Source organism: Sphingobium indicum B90A (assembly GCF_000264945.2).
GTDB lineage: Bacteria > Pseudomonadota > Alphaproteobacteria > Sphingomonadales > Sphingomonadaceae > Sphingobium > Sphingobium indicum.
This window is the reverse complement of the sequence record NZ_CP013070.1, coordinates 1,899,206-1,923,541: the sequence shown is the minus strand read 5'-3', so window position 1 is coordinate 1,923,541 and position 24,336 is coordinate 1,899,206. Positions and strand designations below refer to the sequence as shown.

General features: G+C 65.2%; 13 protein-coding genes and 1 tRNA gene. 9 read left to right on the top strand and 5 right to left on the bottom strand.

What is annotated here, in order from left to right:
• Positions 1–106: 106 nt before the first annotated feature.
• Together dnaK and dnaJ are read left to right on the top strand one after the other, a co-directional pair.
• Positions 107–2,005, top strand: coding sequence for a molecular chaperone DnaK (gene dnaK, locus SIDU_RS09370; protein ID WP_007686378.1), 1,899 nt, complete (start codon positions 107–109; stop codon positions 2,003–2,005).
• A gap of 63 nt (positions 2,006–2,068) precedes the next feature.
• Entirely contained in the window at positions 2,069–3,196 is a 1,128-nt protein-coding gene (gene dnaJ / locus SIDU_RS09365; protein WP_007686380.1) for a molecular chaperone DnaJ, read from the top strand.
• Between the two features lie 546 nt (positions 3,197–3,742).
• Here dnaJ and SIDU_RS09360 read toward each other — a convergent pair.
• Positions 3,743–5,545 carry an acyl-CoA dehydrogenase C-terminal domain-containing protein gene (locus tag SIDU_RS09360; RefSeq protein WP_007681967.1) on the bottom strand — a complete coding sequence of 601 codons (1,803 nt, stop codon included), beginning with the start codon at positions 5,543–5,545 and terminating at the stop codon, positions 3,743–3,745.
• Between the two features lie 38 nt (positions 5,546–5,583).
• Entirely contained in the window at positions 5,584–5,994 is a 411-nt protein-coding gene (locus SIDU_RS09355; RefSeq protein WP_007681965.1) for a MerR family transcriptional regulator, read from the bottom strand.
• A 106-nt stretch (positions 5,995–6,100) separates the two neighbouring features.
• Between SIDU_RS09355 and SIDU_RS09350 the strand changes: the two genes are divergently transcribed.
• The 7 genes from SIDU_RS09350 to SIDU_RS09320 all read left to right on the top strand — a co-directional run bounded on the left by SIDU_RS09350 (position 6,101) and on the right by SIDU_RS09320 (position 15,018).
• Positions 6,101–6,517, top strand: coding sequence for a DUF2946 family protein (locus tag SIDU_RS09350; RefSeq protein ID WP_007681963.1), 417 nt, complete (start codon positions 6,101–6,103; stop codon positions 6,515–6,517).
• Between the two features lie 45 nt (positions 6,518–6,562).
• Entirely contained in the window at positions 6,563–8,596 is a 2,034-nt protein-coding gene (locus SIDU_RS09345; protein ID WP_037510952.1) for a TonB-dependent receptor family protein, read from the top strand.
• A 2-nt stretch (positions 8,597–8,598) separates the two neighbouring features.
• The gene (locus SIDU_RS09340) at positions 8,599–9,849 is read left to right on the top strand and encodes a PepSY-associated TM helix domain-containing protein (protein ID WP_409349293.1); all 1,251 of its coding nucleotides are present in this window, start codon (positions 8,599–8,601) and stop codon (positions 9,847–9,849) included.
• A gap of 265 nt (positions 9,850–10,114) precedes the next feature.
• Positions 10,115–11,737 carry an NAD(P)/FAD-dependent oxidoreductase gene (locus SIDU_RS09335; RefSeq protein WP_007687056.1) on the top strand — a complete coding sequence of 541 codons (1,623 nt, stop codon included), beginning with the start codon at positions 10,115–10,117 and terminating at the stop codon, positions 11,735–11,737.
• Positions 11,738–11,969: 232 nt separating this feature from the next.
• Entirely contained in the window at positions 11,970–13,139 is a 1,170-nt protein-coding gene (locus tag SIDU_RS09330) for a glycosyltransferase (RefSeq protein WP_007687057.1), read from the top strand.
• 228 nt (positions 13,140–13,367) lie between these two features.
• Complete coding sequence (locus SIDU_RS09325) at positions 13,368–13,868, top strand: energy transducer TonB (RefSeq protein ID WP_007687058.1); 501 nt, start codon at positions 13,368–13,370, stop codon at positions 13,866–13,868.
• A 781-nt stretch (positions 13,869–14,649) separates the two neighbouring features.
• Positions 14,650–15,018, top strand: coding sequence for a thermonuclease family protein (locus SIDU_RS09320; RefSeq protein ID WP_007687059.1), 369 nt, complete (start codon positions 14,650–14,652; stop codon positions 15,016–15,018).
• A gap of 69 nt (positions 15,019–15,087) precedes the next feature.
• Here SIDU_RS09320 and SIDU_RS09315 read toward each other — a convergent pair.
• The 3 genes from SIDU_RS09315 to rpoB all read right to left on the bottom strand — a co-directional run bounded on the left by SIDU_RS09315 (position 15,088) and on the right by rpoB (position 23,969).
• Positions 15,088–15,161, bottom strand: a tRNA-Gln gene (locus SIDU_RS09315).
• A gap of 234 nt (positions 15,162–15,395) precedes the next feature.
• Positions 15,396–19,652: a DNA-directed RNA polymerase subunit beta' gene (gene rpoC, locus SIDU_RS09310; RefSeq protein WP_007687060.1), complete on the bottom strand. Its 4,257-nt coding sequence runs from the start codon at positions 19,650–19,652 to the stop codon at positions 15,396–15,398.
• 153 nt (positions 19,653–19,805) lie between these two features.
• Complete coding sequence (gene rpoB / locus SIDU_RS09305) at positions 19,806–23,969, bottom strand: DNA-directed RNA polymerase subunit beta (RefSeq protein WP_007687062.1); 4,164 nt, start codon at positions 23,967–23,969, stop codon at positions 19,806–19,808.
• Positions 23,970–24,336: the final 367 nt, after the last annotated feature.

Here is a 24,336-nt window from a genome sequence, read left to right as displayed (position 1 = left end):
GCAAAAGCACGCCTATATCCCTTGCGCAAACGCCCTTGCCTTGGCGCTTTCGTGAGGTATGGGGCCGTCAACCGCTGAATATGATTTGGGGTTCAAAGAGGACACAATGGCAAAAGTAATCGGTATCGACCTGGGCACCACCAACAGCTGCGTTGCTGTGATGGACGGCGGCAAGCCCAAGGTGATCGAAAATGCGGAAGGCGCGCGCACCACGCCCTCCATCGTCGCCTTCACCAAGGATGGCGAACGCCTGATCGGCCAGCCCGCCAAGCGGCAGGCCGTGACCAATCCGGACAATACCATTTTCGCCGTGAAGCGCCTGATCGGCCGCCGCTTCGACGATCCGATGACGAAGAAGGACATGGAGCTGGTGCCCTACAGCATCGCCAAGGGTCCGAACGGCGACGCCTGGGTGCAGGCGGGCGGCAAGGATTATTCCCCTTCGCAGATTTCCGCCTTCATCCTGCAGAAGATGAAGGAAACCGCCGAAAGCTATCTGGGCGAGACGGTCACGCAGGCGGTCATCACCGTTCCGGCCTATTTCAACGACGCCCAGCGTCAGGCGACCAAGGACGCGGGCCAGATCGCTGGTCTGGAAGTGCTGCGCATCATCAATGAGCCGACCGCGGCCGCGCTCGCTTACGGCCTCGAAAAGCAGGACGGCAAGACCATCGCCGTCTATGACCTTGGCGGCGGCACCTTCGACATCTCGATTCTGGAGATCGGCGACGGCGTGTTCGAGGTGAAGTCAACCAACGGCGACACCTTCCTGGGCGGCGAGGATTTCGACGCCAAGCTGGTGGAATTCCTGGCGGCTGGTTTCCAGAAGGATGAGGGCATCGACCTCACCAAGGACAAGCTGGCGCTCCAGCGCCTCAAGGAAGCGGCGGAAAAGGCGAAGATCGAATTGTCCTCGGCGCAGTCGACCGAAGTCAACCTGCCCTTCATCACCGCTGACCAGAATGGTCCCAAGCATCTGGTCAAGACCATCACCCGCGCCGATCTGGAACGGCTGGTGGCCGACCTCATCAAGCGGACGATGGAGCCTTGCAAGAAGGCGCTGGCCGACGCGGGCGTCTCCGCGAGCGAGATCAGCGAAGTGGTGCTGGTGGGCGGCATGACCCGCATGCCCAAGGTGCGCGAGGCCGTGAAGGAATTTTTCGGCAAGGAACCGCATACCGGCGTGAACCCGGACGAAGTCGTCGCCATGGGCGCCGCCATCCAGGCGGGCGTGTTGCAGGGCGACGTCAAGGACGTGCTGCTGCTCGACGTGACCCCGCTGAGCCTCGGCATCGAGACGCTGGGCGGCGTGTTCACCCGCATGATCGACCGCAACACCACCATCCCCGCCAAGAAGTCGCAGGTCTATTCGACCGCCGACGACAATCAGCAGGCGGTGACGATCCGCGTGTTCCAGGGCGAGCGTGAAATGGCGGCGGACAACAAGCTGCTCGGCCAGTTCGACCTGGTCGGCATCCCCCCCGCGCCGCGCGGCGTGCCGCAGATCGAGGTGACGTTCGACATCGACGCCAACGGCCTCGTCAACGTCCATGCCAAGGACAAGGGCACGGGCAAGGAACAGCAGATCCGCATCCAGGCGTCGGGCGGCCTGTCGGACGCCGACATCGACCAGATGGTCAAGGATGCCGAGCGCTTCGCCGAAGAGGACAAGAAGAAGCGCGAGGCGGCCGAGGCGAAGAACAATGCCGAAAGCCTGATCCACACCACCGAGCAGCAGCTTAGCGAGCATGGCGACAAGGTGGACGCTGGCCTCAAGTCGGAGATCGAAACCGCCATCGCCGCCACCAGGTCGGCGGTCGAGGGCGGCGATGCCGAGGCGATGAAGGCGAAGGCGCAGGAATTGGCGCAGATCGCCATGAAGCTGGGCCAGGCCATTTACGAGAAGGAGCAGGCGGCCGCCGCTGCTCCGGGCGGGGACGCGCCGAAGGCGGACGACGATGTCGTCGACGCCGAATTCTCCGAAGTGGACGACAACAAGGCGTAAGCTGATGTGCTTGCCCCGTCATGACTGCTATGGCCGTGACGGGGCAGGGACGCCGGGGGCGAGATGAGCACCGAAATCGACTATTACGAACTGCTCGAAGTCGAGCGCACGGCGGATGCGGCCGCGATCAAAAGCGCATACCGCAAGCTGGCGATGAAATATCACCCGGACAAGACCGGGGGCTGCACCGACAGCGAGGCCAAGTTCAAGGCCGTTTCCGAAGCCTATGAATGCCTGAAAGACCCGCAGAAACGCGCCGCTTATGACCGTTTCGGCCATGCGGCGTTCCAGAATGGCGGCGGTTTCGGCGGTGGCGGGCGCGGCGCGGGCGGCTTTTCCGACCTTGGCGATATTTTCGAGACCATCTTCGGCCAGGCGGCGGGCGGCTTCGGCGGCGGGCGGCAGGCCCAGCGGCGCGGCGCGGACCTGCGCTACGACATGGAAATCACGCTGGACGACGCCTATCACGGCAAGAAGACCGAGATAGAGATAGAGGTTTCGGCGCCTTGCGAAAGCTGCGACGGGTCCGGCGCGCAGCCGGGCACGGGCGTCAGGAGTTGCGGCACCTGCCATGGCCATGGCCAGGTGCGGGCGCAGCAGGGCTTTTTCGTGGTCGAACGCACCTGCCCATCCTGCCATGGCGCGGGCCAGGTGATCGAAAGCCCCTGCCGTAGCTGCCGGGGCGAAGGCCGGGTGGACAGGCCCAAGACCCTGTCCGTCAACATTCCCGCCGGCGTCGACGAAGGCACCCGCATCCGCCTGTCGGGCGAGGGCGAGGCCGGGGCGCGGGGCGCTCCCGCGGGCGACCTCTATATCTTCCTGCATGTGAAGCGGCATCCGATCTTCGAGCGGGACGGGACGACCCTGTTCGCCCGCGCCCCGGTCAGCATCACCACGGCGGCGCTGGGCGGCGTGATAGAGGTGCCGGGCCTGGACGGGCAGCGGCATGAGATCCGGATTCCCAGCGGCATCCAGTCCGGCAAGCAGATCCGTCAGCGCGGCGCGGGCATGCCGGTGCTGAACGGGCGCGGGCAAGGCGATCTGGTGATTCAGGTCGATGTCGAGACGCCGACCAAGCTGAGCGCCAAGCAGCGCGAACTGCTGGAAGCGTTCCGCGAAACCGAAACGGGCGAGGAATGCCCGCAATCGACGGGATTTTTCAGCAAGCTCAAGGAATTATGGGGGGATTGATTTCTCCCCATTTCCTTTAAAAGCACCGTGCTCCTGCGAAGGCAGGAGCCCAGTCCCACCCTTCGAACTGGGCTCCTGCCTTCGCAGGAGCACGGTGCGCTTGATTGAAGCAAAGCTTCCTCCCCCTCCCGCCGCGCCCAGCGAAAAAGGGAAATTCCCGCGCCATCGGCAGGAAGCTGGCCACGCTCGCCACCAGTCCCGCGCCCATAATGTCCAGAGCGCATAGTCCAGCCCGACCAGCGCCATCGACACCGCCAGCTAAAGCCTGAGCGCCGGCAGCGCGCATCCGACATAAACCAGAGCGTGGTGGAGGTCGACAGCAGAGCCATCGCCGTGAGCGCGGCCAGCCATTGCAGACTGTTGGCGACCAGCATCAGCATGCCCAGCATGCAGGACAGCAGAAGCGCGCGCCCGCGCCGATCATATTGTCCGATGGGCCTATGCCGCCCCGGGCGCATTGTGTCAGGAGGTCGGCGGCGGTGGAGGAAAGCGCAAGGACGCCCGCCCGGTTGGCCGGGGCGCGGCGTCCCTGCCTCGTCCTGGGACTCAGGCCGCCAGGAACATTTCCGGATCGAGCGCCATCAGGCTGTCCGCGCCGCCCTCGATCTTCCGGCGGAGCGCGCCCGCGTCCGGCATGATGCGTTCCGCGAAGAAGCGCGCGGTCACCAGCTTGGCTTCCAGGAATTTGGCGTCGCCTTGGCCGGCCGCCAGCAGGGCGGTGGCCGCCTTCGCCATGCGCAGCCACATCAGGCCGGTCGCGACGATGCCCAATATGTGCATATAGTGAACCGCGCCGGCGCCGGCATTGTCGGGGTTCTTCATCGCATTCTGCATCAACCACATGGTCGCCGCGCCGAGCTGGCCGCTCGCCTTTTCCAGCGCTTCGGCAAAGCCGGCGAGCTTTTCGTCGCCCTTGGCCTGCGCCACTTCCTCCCCGACGATCTTGAGGAAGGCCTGGAGCGCGCGGCCGCCGTTCATGGGCAGCTTGCGTCCGACAAGGTCCATGCCCTGGACGCCGTTGGTGCCCTCGTAGATCTGGGCGATGCGGGCGTCGCGGACATATTGTTCGACGCCATTTTCCCAGATGTAGCCATGGCCGCCGAACACCTGCTGCGCCATCACGGTGACGTCGAAGCCCTTGTCCGAGCCATAGCCCTTGATCACCGGGGTCAGCAGTTGCAGCAGGTCATCGGCCGCCTGCCGTTCTTCCTCCGTGGCCGCCTGATGGGCAAGATCGACCTGGAGCGCGCCCCAGAGCATCAGCGCGCGCAACCCCTCCGTCAGGGCCCTCGCCTCCATCAGCATGCGGCGGACGTCGGGATGGGCGAACAGCGTGTCGGCCTTTTCCTGCGGATCCTTGGGGCCGGTGAGCGCCCGGCCCTGGCGACGTTCATGGGCGTAGGCGGCGGCGTTCTGATAGGCGACCTCCGCCTGGGCCAGTCCCTGCAGGCCGACGCCCAGGCGGGCGGCGTTCATCATGATGAACATGGCGGCCAGGCCCTTGTTCTCCTCGCCCACCAGCCATCCGGTCGCGCCGTCATAGTTCATGACGCAGGTGGAATTGCCGTGGATGCCCATCTTGTGCTCCAGCGAACCGCAGGAGACGGCGTTGCGCTCGCCCAGCGATCCGTCCTCGTTCACCAGGAATTTGGGAACGACGAAGAGGGAGATGCCCTTGCTGCCTTCCGGCGCGTCAGGGGTCTTGGCCAGGACGAGGTGGATGATGTTTTCCGTCAGGTCATGCTCGCCGGCCGAAATGAAGATTTTTGTGCCGGTGATCGTGAAGCTGCCGTCAGGCCCTGGCACGGCCCTGGTCTTGATGAGACCTAGATCGGTGCCGCAATGCGGTTCCGTCAGGTTCATCGTGCCAGCCCATTTGCCCGACACCATATTGGGGATGTAGATCCGCTTCTGCTCCTCGCTGCCCTTGGCGATCAGCGCTTCGACCGCGGCATTGGTCAGGCCGTGATACATTTTGAAGCTCAGATTGGCCGAGAGCGTATATTCGCTGACGGCCGTCCCAACGATGCTTGGGAGGCCCTGGCCGCCATATTCGATCGGCGCGTTCAGCGTCGTCCAGCCGCCCTCGACATAGGTGTCATAGGCCGCCTTGAAGCCGGTCGGCGTGGTGACGCTGCCGTCCGGGTGGCGGGTGCAGCCCTCCTTGTCGCCCACGGCGTTCAGCGGGAAGAGGATTTCGGCGGCGACCTTCCCGCCTTCGGTCAGGATCGCCTCCACCAGGTCGGCGGTCGCGTTTTCGAAGCCGGGCAGATTGGTGTAGCGATCCAGCCCGAGGACATGGTCGAGCACGAAGCGGGTGTCGCGAACAGGGGCGGTGTAGCTGGGCATGATCTTCTCCGACGGATTTTGTTCTGCGGTTAGGGGGATTATTGCTGGAGGACGTCCAGGAAATGCATCAACTCCGCGATGGTGGCGTCGATGTCCTCCTTCTGGCGGTTGAGCAGGGCGATGCGCGCCTCGCACTTGGCGACGGTGACGCGGAGCTGTTCCTCATGCTCCTCGTCGGCGTCGTAGAGGTCGATCATCTCGCGAATGTCGGACAGGCTGAATCCCACCCGCTTGCCGCGCAATATCCAGGCCAGGCGGGCGCGGTCGCGACGCGAATAGATGCGCGCAAGGCCCTGCCGTTCCGGCGCGATCAGCCCTTCGTCCTCGTAGAAGCGCAGGGCGCGCGCGGTGACGCCGAATTCCTCCGACAGGTCGGTGATGCTATAGGCTTGCCGGTCGCTATGATCGGGCAGTTCGACGATGCCCGCAAGAGTGGTGCGTTTGTCCATGGCAGGTGATGTAACTCTGCTTTACGTTTACGTCAAGGTTAGTATGCCAGCCGTGGCCCTTTTGTCCTAGTGACAGGACGGGCGGGCGCCGCTAGGGCTTTGCGCCATGATGGGGGCAGTCAGACGATCGGAATCCGCGAAGGGCCTTTTGGCCGCGCTGGCTATGCTCGTGCTGGCGATGCAGCTTGTCGCGCCTTCGGGCTTCATGCCTGTGCGCACCGAACGGGGCGTTGTGGTGACGCTCTGCACGGGGCAAGGGGCGGTCAACGTCGTGGTCGACCGGACTGTCTTCGACCGGGACGGGGCGTCGGACAAGCATCGCCCGGATGACGGCGCACCGGGGCAGCAGCATTGTCCCTTCGCCGCATCGGTGCAGCCGCTGGTTCCGCCGCTGGCCCTCGCCGATCTGCCTCTGCCCGCCTGGCAATTGGGTTTCGGGTCGATCGCCTTCGCGCTCAAGACCGGGCTGATCGCCCGGCTGGCCGCGCCGCCGCCGCCCTCCTCGGGGCCGCCCGCCTTCTGAAAAATCCGCCATTTTCCGCGATTTTTTCAGCAAGGTCATCGTTTCATGTCTGTCTTTTCCGTTTCGCGCGGCATTTCGCTGTGCGCGCTTGCCTGTTCCCTGTCCGCTCCCGCCCTGGCCGAGGAGGCCGAGCAGAGCCGGATCATCGTCACCGCCAGTCCCATGGTGGAGGATGCTGCGACGAAAATCGTCCGCACCCCCGGCGGCGTCGACGTCGTGCCGGCGGAGGATTTCGGCGACAAGCTCGCCGTTTCCCTGCGCGATGCACTGAGCTTTTCCCCCGGCGTCTATACGCAGCCCCGGTTCGGGCAGGAGGTGCGGATTTCCATTCGCGGGTCCGGCCTGTCGCGGGGCTATCATATGCGCGGCCTGACGCTGTTGCAGGACGGCATTCCGATCAACATGGCCGACGATAACGGCGATTTCCAGGAACTGGACCCGCAGGTGTTCCAGCATCTGGAGGTCTATCGCGGCGGCAATGCGCTGCGGCTGGGCGGGTCGACGCTGGGCGGGGCGATCAATGCGGTGACGCCGACCGGGCTGAGCGCGCCGGGTGCGGAGATGCGGGTCGATGGGGGGGCGTTCGACACGCTACGGGCGAAGGCGGCCTATGGCTATAGCGACGGGCGCGGGGATGCGTGGGCCGCGTTGACCGCCGATCGGTCCGATGGCGATCGGGACCATGGGCGGCGGCGGGCGCTGCGGTTCAACGGCAATGTCGGGCTGAAGCTCAATGACCGGGTGGAGACGCGCTTCTATGCCAGCGTGCAGACGATCCGGCAGAAATTGTCCGGCGCGCTGAATGAAGGCGATGCGCTGGACTATCCGGCCAAGGGCAATTTCGCGGGCGATCAGGCGCGCAACATCGATTCGATCCGGCTGCAGAACCGCACGACCGTGGCGCTGGATCGCGGCGAACTGGCCTTCGGCGTCTATTTCAACGCCAAGGCGCTGGATCATCCCATCTATCAGGTGGTCGACCAGAAGTCGGAGGATCGCGGGTTCTTCGCCAGCGTCGATCTGGCGGCCGATCTGGGCGGGATGCCGGTCGAACTGACTTTGGGCGCGCAGGCGCGGTTCGGGCATGGGCGCTTCCGCCAGTTCGTCAATCTGAACGGGCGGGCGGGTGCGCCGACCTCTTATCAGAAGGCGCGGGCGCAGACGATCAACAGCTATGGCGAGCTGCGGATCGCGCCCGTCGCGGGGCTGTGGCTGATCGCGGGCGGCATCTATACCCATGGCGAGCGGCGGCTCGACAACCGCCTCGCCCCGGCGCGGAGCGGGGACGTGTCGTTCGACGCCTTCGCGCCGAAATTCGGGCTGCTGTTCGAGCCGGCGCAGGCGGTGCAATTCTACGCCAATTACAGCCGCTCGGCGGAATTGCCCGGCTTCATCGAACTGGGGCAGGCGCCCGCCGGTGGTGCGCCGGGCTTTACGCCGCTGGCCACGCAAAGGGCATGGACGGTTGAGGTGGGCACGCGCGGCACGCTGGGCATCGCGCATTGGGACGTCAGCCTCTATCGCGCCGATCTCAAGGGCGAGTTGCTGCAATATAATGTGGTGGCGGGGCTGTATCCGGCAGCGACCTTCAATGCCGGGCGGACGCGGCATCAGGGGATAGAGGCGGGGCTGGACCTGAAGCTGACCCCATGGGCGAGCCTGAGGCAGGTCTATCAATATAGCGATTTCCGCTTCCGCGACGATGCGCAGTTCGGCGACAATCGCCTGCCGGTGGTGCCGCGCCATTTCTACCGGGCGGAGCTGAAGTTGGGGACGGAGCGGCTGAGCATTTCGCCCGCCATCGAATGGCTGCCGCAGGGGGCATGGGTCGACTATGCCAACACGAAGCGGGTCGGGGATTATGCGACGCTGAACCTCGGCGCGCAGGCGGAGGTGAAGCCGGGCGTCACCCTGTTCCTGGATGCGCGCAACCTGACCGGGGAGCGGGCCGTGGGCGATATTGGCGCCTTGGTCCGCTATGTGCCGGACAATCCAGCGACGCTTGCGAATGAGGGCAGCGTGGCCTTCTACCCCATCGAGCGGCGCGCCTTCTATGGCGGCGTGCGGGCGCGGTTCTGACCGTGAAAAGCGGTTCCTTCTATCGGGCGATGTGGCGCTGGCATTTCTATGCCGGGCTGATCGTGTTGCCGGTGCTGGCGCTGATGGCGGTGACGGGCGCGCTCTATCTCTACAAGCCGGAGATCGAGCGGGCCGTCTATCATGACCGGATCGTGGTGCGGCCGGGCGGAGTGCTGCTGCCGCCGTCGCGGCTGGTCGCGGCGGTGGAGAAGGCCAGCGGCGGGGCGGTAAGCCAGATGCAGCGGCCCGCCGCCGCCGATGAAAGCTGGCGGCTGACGGTCGGCGGGACGGTCTGGTTCGTCGATCCCCATGACGGACGGATATTGGGGAGGCTGGTGGACGGCGGTGTCATGCGGACGGTCAAGGAACTGCACAGTCTGGCGTTGACCGGGCCTGTCGGCAACCGGCTGGTCGAGGTGGTGGCGGGCTGGGCGATCCTGTTGTGCGTGACCGGGCTGTATCTGCGCTGGCCGCGTGCCGGGAACCGAGCGCTGGCGCTGCGCGGGCGGCCGGGCGGGCGGCTGTTCTGGCGCGACCTGCATGGCACGGTCGGTTTTCTGGCGGCGGGGGCGATCCTGTTTCTGGCGGTGACCGGCATGCCCTGGACTTCGGTCTGGGGCGGAGGGTTGCGCGGGCTGATCGCGGAGCGGGGGCTGGGGCGGCCTTCGGCGGCGGTTATTCCGTGGAGCGCGCCGGTGAAGGAGGCGCTGCCCTGGGCGTTACGGGAGCGCGGCGCTGTGCCGGGCGGTTCGGGTGGCGTGGGCGTGGATGAGATCGTGCGGATCGCCGAAGTGCGCGGGTTGAAGGGCGGGGTCATGATCGGCTTTCCGGCCTCTGCGGGGATGCCGTGGCTGGTGTCGGCGCAGGCTGTGAAGGCGCAGGATGCGCATGTGCTGACCATCGATGCGGGGTCCGGCGCGGTGGCGCAGGATGTCGACTGGCGCATGTTCGGCGGCGGAGCCAGGGCGGTCGAATGGGGCGTCGCCACCCATCAGGGGCTGGAATATGGCGAGGCGAACCGATTGCTGATGCTGGCGGGATGCCTGTGCCTGCTGCTGCTGTGCCTGACCGCGCCGCTGCTGTGGTGGAAGCGGCGGTCGGGTGAGCCGCCTGCGGCGGGGCTGCGCGAGAAGCGGGTCGTGGCGGGATCGATGCTGGGGCTGGGGTTGCTGTTTCCGTTGACCGGGTTGAGCATGGCGGCGGCTTTGGCTGGGGAATGGGTTTGGGGGCGGTTGCGTTCCGTTCGGTCTTGATGCGTTGCGCTGTCGTGACTGGTTTGGGTGGAAAGCGGACCTATCCTGTTCCTCCCCATCGGTAGATGGGGAGGGGGACCGGCCGAAGGCTGGTGGAGGGGAAAAGGCGCGACCTCCGAATCTTCCCCTCCACCACCGCTTTCAGCGGCGGTCCCCCTCCCCACGCTTCGCGTAGGGAGGAATTGATGTCCGCTACTGGCCAATTGCCGATTAGGATCGCGACGGGGGCTGGAGCCGACTCGGCTTTAGGTTTAGGGGCATCGGCATGTTGCGCCTTTCCGGATTGAAGCTGCCCCTCGACCATCCTGCCGAGGCGATGCCAGCCGCCATTTGCGAGCGGCTGGGCCTGGAACCGCGGCAATTGCTGAGCCATGTCGTGGTGCGGCGGGGCAATGATGCGCGGCGGAAGAATGCGATCCAGCTTGTCTATAGCGTCGATATAGAGGTGACGGACGAGGCGGAGGTGCTGGAGCGCTTCGCCGGGGACCATGACGTGCGGCCGCGTCCGGACACCGGCTATCGCTTCGTGGCGAAGGCGCCCTCCGGCTGGTCGGGCAAGCGGCCCGTCGTCATCGGCGCGGGACCGTGCGGCCTGTTCGCGGGGCTGATCCTCGCGCAGATGGGCTTCCGCCCGATCATCCTGGACCGGGGCAAGGTGGTGCGGGAGCGGACCAAGGATACATGGGGCCTGTGGCGCCGGGCCGAGCTGAATCCCGACAGCAATGTCCAGTTCGGCGAGGGCGGGGCGGGGACTTTTTCCGACGGCAAGCTCTATTGCCGGGTGAAGGATCCGCGCTTCCTGGGACGCAAGGTGCTGGAGGAATTCGTCGCGGCGGGCGCGCCGGACGATATTTTGACCGAGGCGCATCCGCATATCGGCACCTTCCGCCTCGTTTCCATGGTGGAGGCGATGCGGCGGCAGATAGAGGGGCTGGGCGGCGAATATCGCTGGCAGCACCGGGTCGACGATCTGGAACTGGAGCGGCAGGGCGACGGCCCGCGGAAGCTGCGCGGGGTGCATCTGGCGGACGGGGGCTTCATCGAGACCGATCATGTCGTGCTGGCGGTCGGCCACAGCGCCCGGCCGACCTTCGAAATGCTGCATCGGCGGGGCGTGCATATCGAGGCGAAGCCCTTTTCCATCGGCGTGCGGATCGAGCATCCGCAAAGCTGGATCGACCGGGCGCGCTACGGCAATTGCGCGGGGCATCCGGTGCTGGGCGCGGCGGCCTACAGCCTGGCGCATCATTGCGCCAATGGGCGCACCGTCTACAGTTTCTGCATGTGTCCCGGCGGGCGGGTGGTGGCGGCGACTTCGGAGGAGGGGCGCGTCGTCACCAACGGCATGAGCCAATATTCGCGTGCGGAGTTCAACGCCAATTCCGGGCTGGTGGTCGGCATCGATCCGGAGCGCGACTATCCCGGCGGGCCGCTGGCGGGGATAGAGTTGCAGCGCCATTGGGAAAGCATGGCCTTCGTCGCGGGGGGCGAAAGCTATCATGCGCCGGGGCAGAAGGTGGGCGATTTCCTTGCCGGCCGCGCCTCGACCGAATTGGGGGAGGTCATTCCCTCCTACAAGCCGGGCGTCACCATGACCGACCTGTCGCGCTGCCTGCCCGATTTCGTGCTGGAGGCCTTTCATGAGGCGATCCCGGTGTTCGGACGGCAGATCGCCAACTATGACCACCCCGACGCGGTGATGACGGGGGTGGAGACGCGCACCTCCTCCCCCATCCGGATCACGCGGGGGAAGGATTTTCAGAGCCTGAACGTCGCGGGGCTCTATCCCGCCGGGGAAGGGGCGGGCTATGCGGGCGGGATACTTTCCGCCGCCATCGACGGGATCAAGGTGGCCGAGGCGGTGGGGCTGAGCATCGTCGGAGCGTAGCAGGGCCGCGCTATCCTCCCGCGACTTCGGCATCGGGACGCCGCCACCGCCCGACGGCGCAGGGGCCGGCACTGACCGGGAGGAACCGGAACCCCGGCACAGACATTGTGCATATCGTCAGCGGGCGAGGCGTCGGGACGGGACGCGCGGGCGCATTATGCCGCGATCCTCTCGACCGTTTGCCCGAATAACGCCGGCGTGCGGCCCACGCCGCCGGAAGGGAGGCGCGGCGATGATCGTCATTTACGTTCACGCCCTGACGGCGACCGGCGTGGTGCGCAATGCGCGGCTGCTGGCGGCGGCTTTGGCGGAGCGCGGCCATCGTGTGGAACTGGTCACGGCGGCGCCGGGCGGCGAGGGCGTGCCGGGGGTGCGGCACTTCCCGCTGCTCCAGCGGAGCCATGCGTCGAGCCTGATCGAAAAGCTGATCGCGATCCGCGCGCTGCGCCGCCATTTGCGGCGGCGCAGGTCCAGCCTGCTGATCTCCGCCGGCAATCATGGCCATTTCGTCGCCTGGGCGGCCAGCAGGGGCCTTGGCGGCCCGCGCCGGGTCTATCGCATCAGCAACGACATGGTGCGCGCCATTCCGGGCGCCCCGCATGGCGGGTCGGCAGGGTGGGAACGGCGGATCATGACCCACCTGATCGCCGCGGATGCCGACCGGATCGTGCTGGTGTCGCCGACCCTGGCCGCAGCCCCGGCCTTTGCGGCGGCGGCGCGCGAGGGGCGGGTGGCGGTCATCCCCAACGGCATAGACGCCGCCGCGGCGCGGGCAAGGGCGGAAGGCCCGGCGCCCCATGGCTGGATGACGGAGGGTGTTCCGGTCATCCTCGCCATCGGGCGGCTGGCCAGGCAAAAGAATTTCGAGACGCTGCTGCGCGCCTTCGCCACCCTGCGGCAGAGTCGGCGGGCGCGGCTCATCATCCTGGGCGAAAGCCGGGACCGCATGCGCGACAGGCTCATGGCGCTGGCCCGAAGGCTGGGCGTGGCGGACGATCTGGCGCTGCCCGGCGTGGTAGCCAATGTCTTCCCCTGGCTGGCGCATGCCGACGCCTTCATCCTGCCGAGCTGGTGGGAAGGATCGCCCAACGTGCTGCTGGAGGCGATGGCCGTGGGCGTTCCGGTGGTTGCCTCCTGCACGGCGGGCAATGCGGCCGATCTGCTGGATGGCGGGCGCTTCGGCCGGCTGGTCGATCCCGCCGATGCCGCAGCCATGGCGGATGCGCTGCTGGGCCAGATCGATCCGGCGCGCGCCGTCCTGCCTGGCGACAGGATCGATGCGTTCAGCCTGGACCGGGTGAGGGCGGCCTGGATGAATATCGTCGAGCGGCGGGACGTGCCGGCATGCCCCGGAAAGGACCGAGTCGTCGCGGCGAGGCGCGGTCCCGCCCATCAAAACTGATCAACGACAACGGGTTGGCGCATATCCCGGCCTCATCCTTGCAGCCATGCGGCGGCACCCGGGAAACGGGCCGATCGTGAAATATCATGCATGCCGATGAGATTGCTGGTTTATATTCATTACCAGGAGAGCCGATTTTATAATATATAACTTCGCGCCGCTTTCGGCCGGTCAGACACCGCCGCAGCCGCGATCCACTCAATCATTATCCCGGCGGAGGAGGCCCTTATGCGTGCCAGATATTTGGTGCTTTGCTCATCCCTGCTGCTGTCGACAGGGGTGAGCGCCAGACAGCCCGGCGAACAACTGACCGTCATTGCGTCTGCGGATAAGGAAATGACCATCGAAAAATGGCAGGGACGGACCGCGAGCCGGCTGGCCGGCAGCATTCGCCGCGCCGCCGACCAGAATTTCGACCGCGATGCGACCGGCTATACCCGCGTCGAATTCCGCCTGGGCGAGGATGGGCGGCCCCAGGCCGTCGCGCTGGCCCGACCTTCATCCTCGCGCGCCGTCGACCGCATATCGCTGCGCGCGGTGAGCACCATGGGGCGGCTGACGCCCCTGCCGCCGCAGATCGCCGCCACTTCCCGCTTCGAGGCATGGATCATCGTCGCCAGCGATGCCAGGGAACGCGACGACATGTTGGGGCGGTTGCGCACCGACCACCGCGCCCGGATGATGGCGCAGGCCGGCGGCGACCGGCCCGTCCTGATTGCGTCGCGCTGAACGCCGTCCTTCCCCCCACGGACGACATGGCGCGACGCGGAGTCTGGAGGAGCGGCCTGCCGGCACGATGCGGCGCGGGCCACCGGCGCGCATCCGCCCATTCGCTCCTCCAGCTTCCGCCGCCTGTTAGCGGAATGGGCGGCGGAGCGGCGTTAGGGCTGCGCCTTCGCCATCCGGACACGGTCATGCGTCTTGCGGGCAATCCCCATGCCCGAAATTCAGCGAACAGATAGGCGTTGACGCCTTTCCCTATGCTCGACCTGTCGGTTCCCGCCTGTCCACGGCTCCCGTCGCGGCGCCGGCGTCATGGCGCCCAGGTCGACGGGCGTTTTCAGCCGGGTGCCCGTCAATGCCGGACATGGTCGCGACCTGAACCAGCCTGTCTCCTGCGACAAGCGCCCCAGCGTGCACGCTGAATATGTCGGAAGCCATATATCGGCTGAACGGATATTTTAATATTCTGTATCAAAGCGATACATATTTGCTCCCCATGTCGAAATAGGGTGGAGCATCGATTGTGGATGCGTAAAGATACGCAACAGGGACAGGCTTCCGGTCGGAAACGGGGCTGGCCGGCAGCGGGGGTTCAGCGAAGGCCAGTTCCGATGCCGACGCCGGCCTTCCGGAACCATCGGAGGCATGAATTTGGCGCCAATCTCCCCGCGGGCTCCCGCAACGGCTCTGCGGATGATCGCGCCAAAATGCTGCACAGGGCGACAAGGGTGGGAGAGGACATGATTGGCAGCTTGGGGGTCGCGCTTCCCGGCACGGGGTGCAGGGCATGATCGCCGCGATGTTCCTTGCTTCCGCCCTGACCGTGGTCGACGGCAGCATGCTGCGCGTGAATGGCGAGCCGATCCGGCTGCTCGGCATCGAGGCGCCTGACATTGCCGACCGCTGCCGCAAGAGGAAGGCCTGCGCGCGGGATAGTTCCCGCCAGAGCAGGGAAAGCCTGAAGCACGCCTTGCGCGACCCCATCACCATCGTTCCCGTGGCGCGCGACGCCGATGGCCGCACGGTCGCCATCGTCTATGCCGGGGGGCTCAACATGTCGTGCGAGCAGCTTCGCAAGGGCATGGCCGTCTACAAGCCCGCCTGGGACTTGGGGCGCCGCCTGGCCAAGGAATGCCGTTTCGCGACAAAGCGCTGACCGGGCTGGGCATCCTTGGCGGTCAATGCCCGGCAGGTTTTGCCGCTCTCAATATTTTCGAAGAAAATGTGGATGCCCGACAAGGATTCGAACCTTGATTGACGGAGTCAGAGTCCGCTCTCTTACCATTAGAGGATCGGGCATCAGGATGGGCCACAGGCTCACCGGAGAGGCGCAAATAGGCGGCGATTCCGGATTGGTCAAGGGGGTTTGAGACAGGCTTTCCCGACAATCATACCCTGCCGACCGCCGCCCCGAAAGAAAACCCGCCGGACAAGCTGTCGCTTCCGGCGGGTTCTCCATCGATCCCTTTTGGGGTACGAAGGGCTGGGAGCCGCTTCCTGAGATAGGAAGCGGATCCCTTTATTTCAAAGCGCTTATTCCATGTCCTCAGTGGTGAAATCCTCACCCTGGACGACGGCCAGCGGATCGTCGCCGATGGCGGCTTCCGGACCCTGGCGCAGTTCGGCGGCATGCTCTTCGGCAGCCGTCTTGGGTGCGATCAGGTCGACCTGGCTGGAGGCGCGCAGCGCGGCCCGCATCGCCGCGTCGCGCGACGAGGCGGCGACCCGCATGCGGTTCATGCCCGCGCCCGTGCCCGCCGGAATCAGGCGGCCCACGATGACATTTTCCTTCAGGCCCACCAGCGTGTCCTTCTTGCCCTGGACCGCCGCTTCCGTGAGGACGCGGGTGGTTTCCTGGAAGGACGCCGCCGAGATGAAGCTGCGGGTCTGCAGCGACGCCTTGGTGATGCCCAGCAGCACCGGCTTGCCCTCCGCCGGCTGGAAGCCGGGCTGGAGCTTCGCGTTGATCTCCTCCATCTCCTCGCGGTCGACCTGCTCGCCCACCAGCAGCGTGGTGTCGCCGGACACGGTGATCTCGACCTTCTGCAGCATCTGGCGAACGATCGTCTCGATGTGCTTGTCGTTGATCTTCACGCCCTGCAAGCGATAGACTTCCTGGATTTCGGCAACCAGATATTCGGCCAGCGGCTCGATGCCCAGCACCTCCAGAATGTCGTGCGGGTCGGGCGAACCACCGATCAGATTGTCGCCGCGCTTCACATAGTCGCCTTCCTGGACGTCGATCACCTTGCTCTTGGGGATGAGGTATTCGACCGGCTCGCTACCATCCTCGGGATTGATGGCGATCTTGCGCTTCGCCTTGTAATCCTTGAGGAACTGGACGCGGCCCGACACCTTGGCGATGATCGCATTGTCCTTGGGCTTGCGGGCTTCGAACAGTTCGGCGACGCGCGGCAGACCGCCGGTGATGTCGCGGGTCTTCGCAGCTTCGCGAGAGACGCGCGCCAGCACGTCACCGGCCTGCACCTGCGCGCCGTCGTCCACCGACAGGGTCGCGCCCACCGCCAGCATGTAGCGAGCGGCTTCGCCCGACTGGTCGTCGAGCAGGGTGAGGCGCGGACGCAGATCCTCCTTGGTGCGGGCGGAACCGCGATGCTCCGTCACCACGCGCTGGGCGATGCCGGTGGCTTCGTCGGTCTGCTCGGTCAGCGTCTTGCCGTCGATCAGATCCTGATATTTCACGATGCCCGGCTTTTCCGTGATCACCGGCATGGTGAAGGGATCCCACTCGGCGAAGCGCTCGCCCTTCTTCACGGCATCGCCATCCGCGAACAGGATGGTGGCGCCGTAAGGCAGGCGGTGCGTTTCGCGCTCACGGCCCTCGGAGTCGATGATCGCGATCTCGCCATTGCGGGCGAGGCTGAGGCGGCGACCGTTCTTGTCGGTGATGGTCGGCATGTCGCGCAGCTCGATCGTGCCGTCCGACATGGCTTCCAGGTTCGACGTTTCGTTGAAGTTCGCCGCGCCGCCGATGTGGAAGGTACGCATGGTAAGCTGCGTGCCCGGCTCGCCGATGGACTGCGCCGCGATGACGCCGACCGCTTCGCCGATATTGACCGGGGTGCCGCGAGCGAGGTCGCGGCCGTAGCACTTGCCGCAGACGCCCATCTTGCTTTCGCAGATGAGAGGCGAGCGGATCTTCACCGACTGCGTGCCGATGGCCTCGATCTGGGCCACGAGCGCTTCGTCGAGCAGCGTGCCGATCGGCACGATGACCGAACCGTCCTTGCTGTCGACGATGTCCTGCGCCGTGGTGCGGCCCAGGATTCGTTCGCCCAGCGAGGCGATGACGCTGCCGCCCTGGACGATGGCCTTCATCTCCAGCGCCTTGTCGGTGCCGCAGTCCTCTTCGACGATGGTGCAATCCTGGCTGACGTCGACCAGACGGCGGGTCAGGTAACCCGAGTTCGCCGTCTTGAGCGCGGTGTCGGCCAGGCCCTTGCGGGCGCCGTGGGTGGAGTTGAAATATTCAAGGACGGTGAGGCCTTCCTTGAAGTTCGAGATGATCGGCGTTTCGATGATCTCGCCCGAAGGCTTGGCCATCAGGCCGCGCATGCCGGCAAGCTGCTTCATCTGCGCCTGCGAACCGCGAGCGCCGGAATGCGCCATCATGTAGATGGAGTTGATCGGCGCCATGCGGCCGGTCTGCGGATCCTTGGGCTGGGCGCGGATTTCGTCCATCATGGCGTTCGCGACCTGGTCGCCGCAACGGCTCCAGGCGTCGATCACCTTGTTGTACTTTTCCTGCTGGGTGATCAGGCCGTCCTGATATTGCTGCTCATAGTCGGCCACCAGCGCCTTGGTTTCGTCGACCATCGCGGTCTTCGAATCCGGGATCACCATGTCGTCCTTGCCGAACGAGATGCCGGCCTGGAACGCGTGGCGGAAGCCCAGGGCCATGATGGCGTCGGCGAACAGCACCGTGTCCTTCTGACCGGTGTGGCGATAGACCTGATCGATGACGTCGCCGATTTCCTTCTTGGTCAGAAGGCGGTTGACGACGTCGAAGGGCACCTTGTGGCTCTTGGGCAGGCATTCGCCCAGCAGCATGCGGCCCGGCGTGGTTTCAAACCGCTTCATATACTGATTGCCGGCTTCGTCGGTCTGCGGCACCCGGCTGACGATCTTCGAGTGCAGGGTAACGGCCTTGGCATAGAGCGCCTGATGGACCTCCTGCATGTCGGCCAGCAGCATGCCTTCCCCCGGCTCGCCTTCGCGCTCCATCGACAGATAATAGATGCCCAGAACCATGTCCTGCGACGGAACGATGATCGGCTTGCCGTTTGCGGGGCTGAGGATGTTGTTGGTCGACATCATCAGCACGCGTGCTTCAAGCTGCGCTTCCAGCGAAAGCGGCACGTGAACGGCCATCTGGTCGCCGTCGAAGTCGGCGTTGAAGGCCGAGCAGACCAGCGGGTGAAGCTGGATCGCCTTGCCTTCAATGAGGACCGGCTCGAACGCCTGAATGCCGAGGCGGTGGAGCGTCGGCGCGCGGTTCAGCATCACCGGATGCTCGCGGATCACCTCGTCCAGGATGTCCCAGACTTCCTTGCGCTCCTTCTCGACCCACTTCTTCGCCTGCTTCAGGGTCATGGAAAGACCCTTGGCGTCGAGGCGGGCGTAGATGAAGGGCTTGAACAGTTCGAGCGCCATCTTCTTCGGCAGGCCGCACTGGTGCAGCTTCAATTCCGGGCCGGTCACGATGACCGAACGGCCCGAATAGTCGACGCGCTTGCCGAGCAGGTTCTGGCGGAAGCGGCCCTGCTTGCCCTTGAGCATGTCGGACAGCGACTTCAGCGGACGCTTGTTCGCGCCGGTGATGACGCGGCCGCGGCGGCCATTGTCGAACAGGGCGTCGACCGCCTCCTGCAACATGCGCTTTTCGTTGCGGACGATGATGTCCGGGGCGCGCAGTTCCATCAGCCGCTTCAAACGGTTGTTGCGGTTGATGACGCGGCGGTAGAGGTCGTTAAGGTCCGACGTCGCGAAGCGGCCGCCGTCCAGCGGCACCAGCGGGCGCAGTTCCGGCGGGATCACAGGAACCACGTCCAGGATCATCCATTCAGGCCGGTTGCCCGATTCCAGGAAGCTCTCAACGACCTTGAGGCGCTTGATGATCTTCTTGGGCTTCAATTCCGACTTGGTGACGGCCAGCTCGTCCAGCAGCACCTGCTTCTCGCCCTCCAGGTCGAGGTCCATCAGCATCTGCTTGACCGCTTCCGCGCCGATCCCGGCGGAGAAGGCGTCCTCGCCATATTCGTCCTGCGCGTCGAGCAGTTCGTCCTCGGTCAGAAGCTGGTACTTCTCCAGCGGGGTCAGGCCCGGCTCGGTGACGATGTAGCTTTCGAAGTAGAGGACGCGCTCAAGCTGCTTCAACTGCATGTCGAGCAGCAGGCCGATGCGGCTGGGGAGCGACTTCAGGAACCAGATATGCGCGACCGGCGCGGCCAGTTCGATATGGCCCATCCGCTCGCGGCGGACCTTCGACACAGTGACTTCGACACCGCACTTTTCGCAGACGATGCCCTTGTACTTCATGCGCTTGTACTTGCCGCACAGGCATTCATAGTCCTTGATCGGACCGAAGATGCGGGCGCAGAACAGGCCGTCACGTTCCGGCTTGAACGTGCGGTAGTTGATGGTTTCCGGCTTCTTGATCTCGCCGAAGGACCAGCTGCGGATGCGCTCCGGAGAGGCAAGGCCGATCTGGATCTGGTCGAAGGTTTCCGGCTTCTGGATCGGATTGGCGAAGTTCGTCAGTTCGTTCATTTTCATGCTCCTAAGCCAAAGGCTTCAGGTTCAAATTCCGTCCGTTCGCCCTGAGTAGGGACTGAGCTTGTCGAAGGCCCGTATCGAAGAGTCCTTCGATACGCCATTTCGCTCAATGGCTACTCAGGACGAACGGTGATTCCATGGTCCGGCTTACTCGGCCGCCTGCGCGAAGCCGTCGTCGTCCTCGATCTCGTCCATCGACGCGAGTTCGACGTTGAGGCCCAGCGAGCGCATCTCCTTGACCAGCACGTTGAAGCTTTCGGGAATGCCGGCCTCGAACGTGTCGTCGCCCTTGACGATCGCCTCGTAGACCTTGGTGCGGCCGACCACGTCGTCCGACTTCACCGTCAGCATTTCCTGCAGCGTGTAGGCGGCGCCATAGGCCTGGAGCGCCCACACCTCCATCTCGCCGAAGCGCTGGCCGCCGAACTGAGCCTTGCCGCCCAGCGGCTGCTGGGTGACGAGGCTGTAGGGGCCGATGGAACGCGCATGGATCTTGTCGTCGACCAGGTGGTGGAGCTTCAGCATATAGATGATGCCCACGGTCACCTTGCGGTCGAACTTGTCGCCCGTGCGGCCGTCATACAGGTCCGACTGACCTGAGGAGTGCAGGCCCGCCAGCTCCAGCATTGCCGACACGTCGGCTTCGCGGGCGCCGTCGAACACCGGGGTCGCCATCGGCACGCCGCGCGACAGATGTTCGGCGAGGTCGACGATCTGTTCCGGCGTCCGGCCTTCGATCTGATCGGCATATTGCGGCCCATAGGTTTCGAGCAGACGGGTCTTCACCGCGTCCGGCATCTCGCCCCCTTGAGCGTTCGGATTGGCTTCGCGCCATTCCTCCAGCGCATGCTTGAGTTGCTGGCCGAGGCCACGGGCGGCCCAGCCCAGATGCGTCTCGAAGATCTGCCCGACATTCATGCGCGACGGCACGCCCAGCGGATTGAGCACGATGTCGACATGGGTGCCGTCCTCCAGGAACGGCATGTCCTCGATGGGCAGGATGCGGGAAATGACGCCCTTGTTGCCGTGACGGCCCGCCATCTTGTCGCCCGGCTGCAGCTTGCGCTTCACCGCGACGAAGACCTTGACCATCTTCAGCACGCCCGGCGGCAGTTCGTCGCCGCGCTGCAGCTTGTCGACGCGATCCTCGAACTTCTCGACGATCAGCTTCACCGCTTCGTCATATTGCGCCTTGACCGCTTCGATCCCGGCCTGGCGGGCGTCGTCCGCGACCGCGAACTTCCACCATTCATGCCGCTCGACCTCGGCCAGCAGCGCTTCGTCGATCTCCACGCCCTTCTTGATGCCCTTGGGCGCGGCGGCGGCGACCTGACCTAGCAGCATTTCCTGCAGGCGGTTGAAGGTGGCGCGGTTCAGGATGGCGCGTTCGTCCTCCCGGTCCTTGGCGAGGCGGTCGATTTCCTCCCGCTCGATCGCCATGGCGCGCTCGTCCTTGTCGATGCCGTGGCGGTTGAAGACGCGCACTTCCACGACCGTGCCCGCGACGCCCGGCGGCAGGCGCAGCGAGGTGTCGCGCACGTCGCTCGCCTTTTCGCCGAAGATGGCGCGGAGCAGCTTTTCTTCCGGAGTCATCGGCGATTCGCCCTTGGGCGTAATCTTGCCGACCAGGATGTCGCCCGGCTCCACCTCGGCGCCGATATAGACGATGCCCGCCTCGTCGAGGTTGCGCAGCGCTTCCTCGCCGACGTTCGGGATGTCGCGGGTGATGTCTTCCGGACCCAGCTTGGTGTCGCGGGCCATGACCTCGAACTCCTCGATATGGATCGAGGTGAAGACGTCATCCTTCACGATCCGTTCGGAGATCAGGATGGAGTCCTCATAGTTGTAGCCGTTCCAGGGCATGAACGCGACGAGCGTGTTGCGGCCCAGCGCCAGTTCGCCGAACTCGGTCGACGGACCGTCGGCGATGACGTCGCCCGCCTCGATCAGGTCGCCCACCTTCACCAGCGGACGCTGGTTGATGCAGGTGTCCTGGTTCGAACGCTGGAACTTCTGCAGCGTGTAGATGTCGACGCCCGACTGGCCGGGTTCGATGTCGCCGGTGGCGCGGATCACGATGCGGGTTGCGTCGACCTGATCGATGATGCCCGCACGACGCGCCGCGATGGCGGCGCCTGAGTCGCGGGCGACCGTGCCCTCCATGCCGGTGCCGACGAAGGGCGCTTCGGCCCGGACGAGCGGAACCGCCTGACGCTGCATGTTCGATCCCATGAGGGCGCGGTTGGCGTCGTCATTTTCCAGGAAGGGGATGAGCGAGGCCGCGACCGAAACGAGCTGCTTCGGGCTGACGTCCATCAGGGTGATATGATCCTTGGGCGCCATCAGGAATTCGCCCGCCTCGCGCGCGGAGATCAGGTCTTCCGCCAGCGTGCCGTCGGCGTTCAGTTCCGCGTTGGCCTGCGCGATGGTGTGCTTGGCTTCTTCCATCGCGGACAGATAGACGACCTCGTTCGTCACCTTGCCGTCGATCACCTTGCGATAAGGCGTCTCGATGAAGCCGTACTTGTTCACCCGGCTGAAGGTAGCCAGTGAGTTGATCAGGCCGATATTCGGGCCTTCCGGCGTTTCAATGGGGCAGATGCGGCCATAATGCGTCGGATGGACGTCGCGGACTTCGAAGCCTGCGCGCTCGCGGGTCAGGCCGCCCGGCCCAAGCGCCGACACGCGGCGCTTGTGGGTGACTTCCGACAGCGGGTTGGTCTGGTCCATGAACTGCGAAAGCTGGCTGGAGCCGAAGAATTCGCGCACCGCGGCCACGGCGGGCTTCGCGTTTATCAGGTCGTTCGGCATCACGGTCGACACGTCGACGCTCGACATGCGTTCCTTGACGGCGCGCTCCATGCGCAGCAGCCCGACGCGATACTGGTTCTCCAGCAATTCGCCGACCGAACGGACGCGGCGGTTGCCGAGATTGTCGATGTCGTCGATCTCGCCCTTGCCGTCCTTCAGGTTCACCAGTTCCTTGACGACCGCAAGAATGTCCTCGGTCCGCAGGGTGGTGACGGTATCCTCGGCGTCGAGGTCGAGGCGCATGTTGAGCTTCACGCGGCCCACGGCCGACAGGTCATAGCGTTCCGGATCGAAGAAGAGGCCCGCGAACAGCGCTTCGGCGGTTTCCTTCGTCGGCGGTTCGCCGGGGCGCATCACGCGGTAGATGTCGGCCAGCGCCTGGTCGCGCTCCTCGGCCTTGTCGGCCTTCAGCGTGTTGCGGATCCACGGGCCCGTGGTGACATGGTCGATGTCCAGCAGTTCCAGCCGGTCGATGCCCGCCTTGTCCAGCTTTTCGAGATTTTCCGGCGACACTTCGTCGCCCGCCTCGATATAGATTTCGCCGGTCGCCTCGTTGATGAGGTCATAGGCGCTGTAGCGGCCATAGACTTCCTCGGTCGGGATCAGCAGGGTTTCCAGGCCGTCCTTCTCCGCCTTGTTGGCGGCGCGGGGCGAAATCTTGTGACCGGCGGCGAAGACGACCTCGCCCGACTTGGCGTCGACGATGTCGAAGGCGGGCTTCTGGCCGCGCCAGGCTTCGGCGGTATAGGGGATCTGCCAGCCGCCTTCGCCGCGCACGAAGGTCACCTTGTTGTAGAAATAGCCGAGCATGTCCTCCGGCGTCAGGCCCAGGGCATAGAGCAGCGCCGTGACCGGCAGCTTGCGCTTGCGGTCGATGCGGACGTTGACGATGTCCTTGGCGTCGAATTCGAAGTCCAGCCAGCTGCCGCGATAGGGGATCACGCGGGCGGCGAACAGATATTTGCCCGAAGAGTGGGTCTTGCCGCGGTCATGGTCGAACAGCACGCCCGGCGAGCGGTGCATCTGCGACACGATGACGCGCTCCGTGCCGTTGACGATGAAGGTGCCGTTCTGCGTCATGAGCGGCATGTCGCCCATGTAAACGTCCTGCTCCTTGATGTCCAAAACGGAGCGGGTTTCGGTGTCTGCATCCACCTCGAACACGATCAGGCGCAGCGTGACGCGCATCGGCGCCGCATAGGTGATGCCGCGCTGACGGCATTCCTCGACGTCATATTTCGGGTCTTCCAGCTCGTAATGGACGAAGTCCATCTCGGCGGTGCCGGCGAAGTCGCGGATCGGGAAAACGCTGCGCAGCGTCTTTTCCAGACCGGAGACATAGCCGATCTTGGGGTCGGAGCGCAGGAACTGCTCATAGCTCTCCCGCTGGACCTCGATCAGGTTCGGCATCTGCACCACTTCGTGGATGTCGCCGAATACCTTTCTGATGCGCTTCTTCGCGCCGGTATTGCTGATCGTCGGGAGAGCCTTGGTCGCCATTGCGTATCCTGCCTGGTTGTTCGTCGCATTTTTTCGCATCGCAGCGAAAATTCAGCCTGGCCTGGCGATTTCAGGGGTGATTCGCCCCATCATCGCCACGCAAAAAAGTGCGGGCCGGGACTGTCCGATCCGCACTGTCAGCGTCCTGTGACCCGCCGTTTTCGCCCAATCCCGCCGGTTCCGTGCGCTAAACGAAGCCGGTCCCCGGGCGATCCGGGGGACGGTTCCCCCCTTGCCCGAAGGCAAGGCCGGAACCGGATTTGAAAGGTGCATATAGGCCCCATGTCCCCCTTTGTGAAGGGGGCAGGCGGCTTGATTCTGGCTGGTTGCCGCCAAGGGTCGTTGCTGTAGAGAGATGGGGTGATTC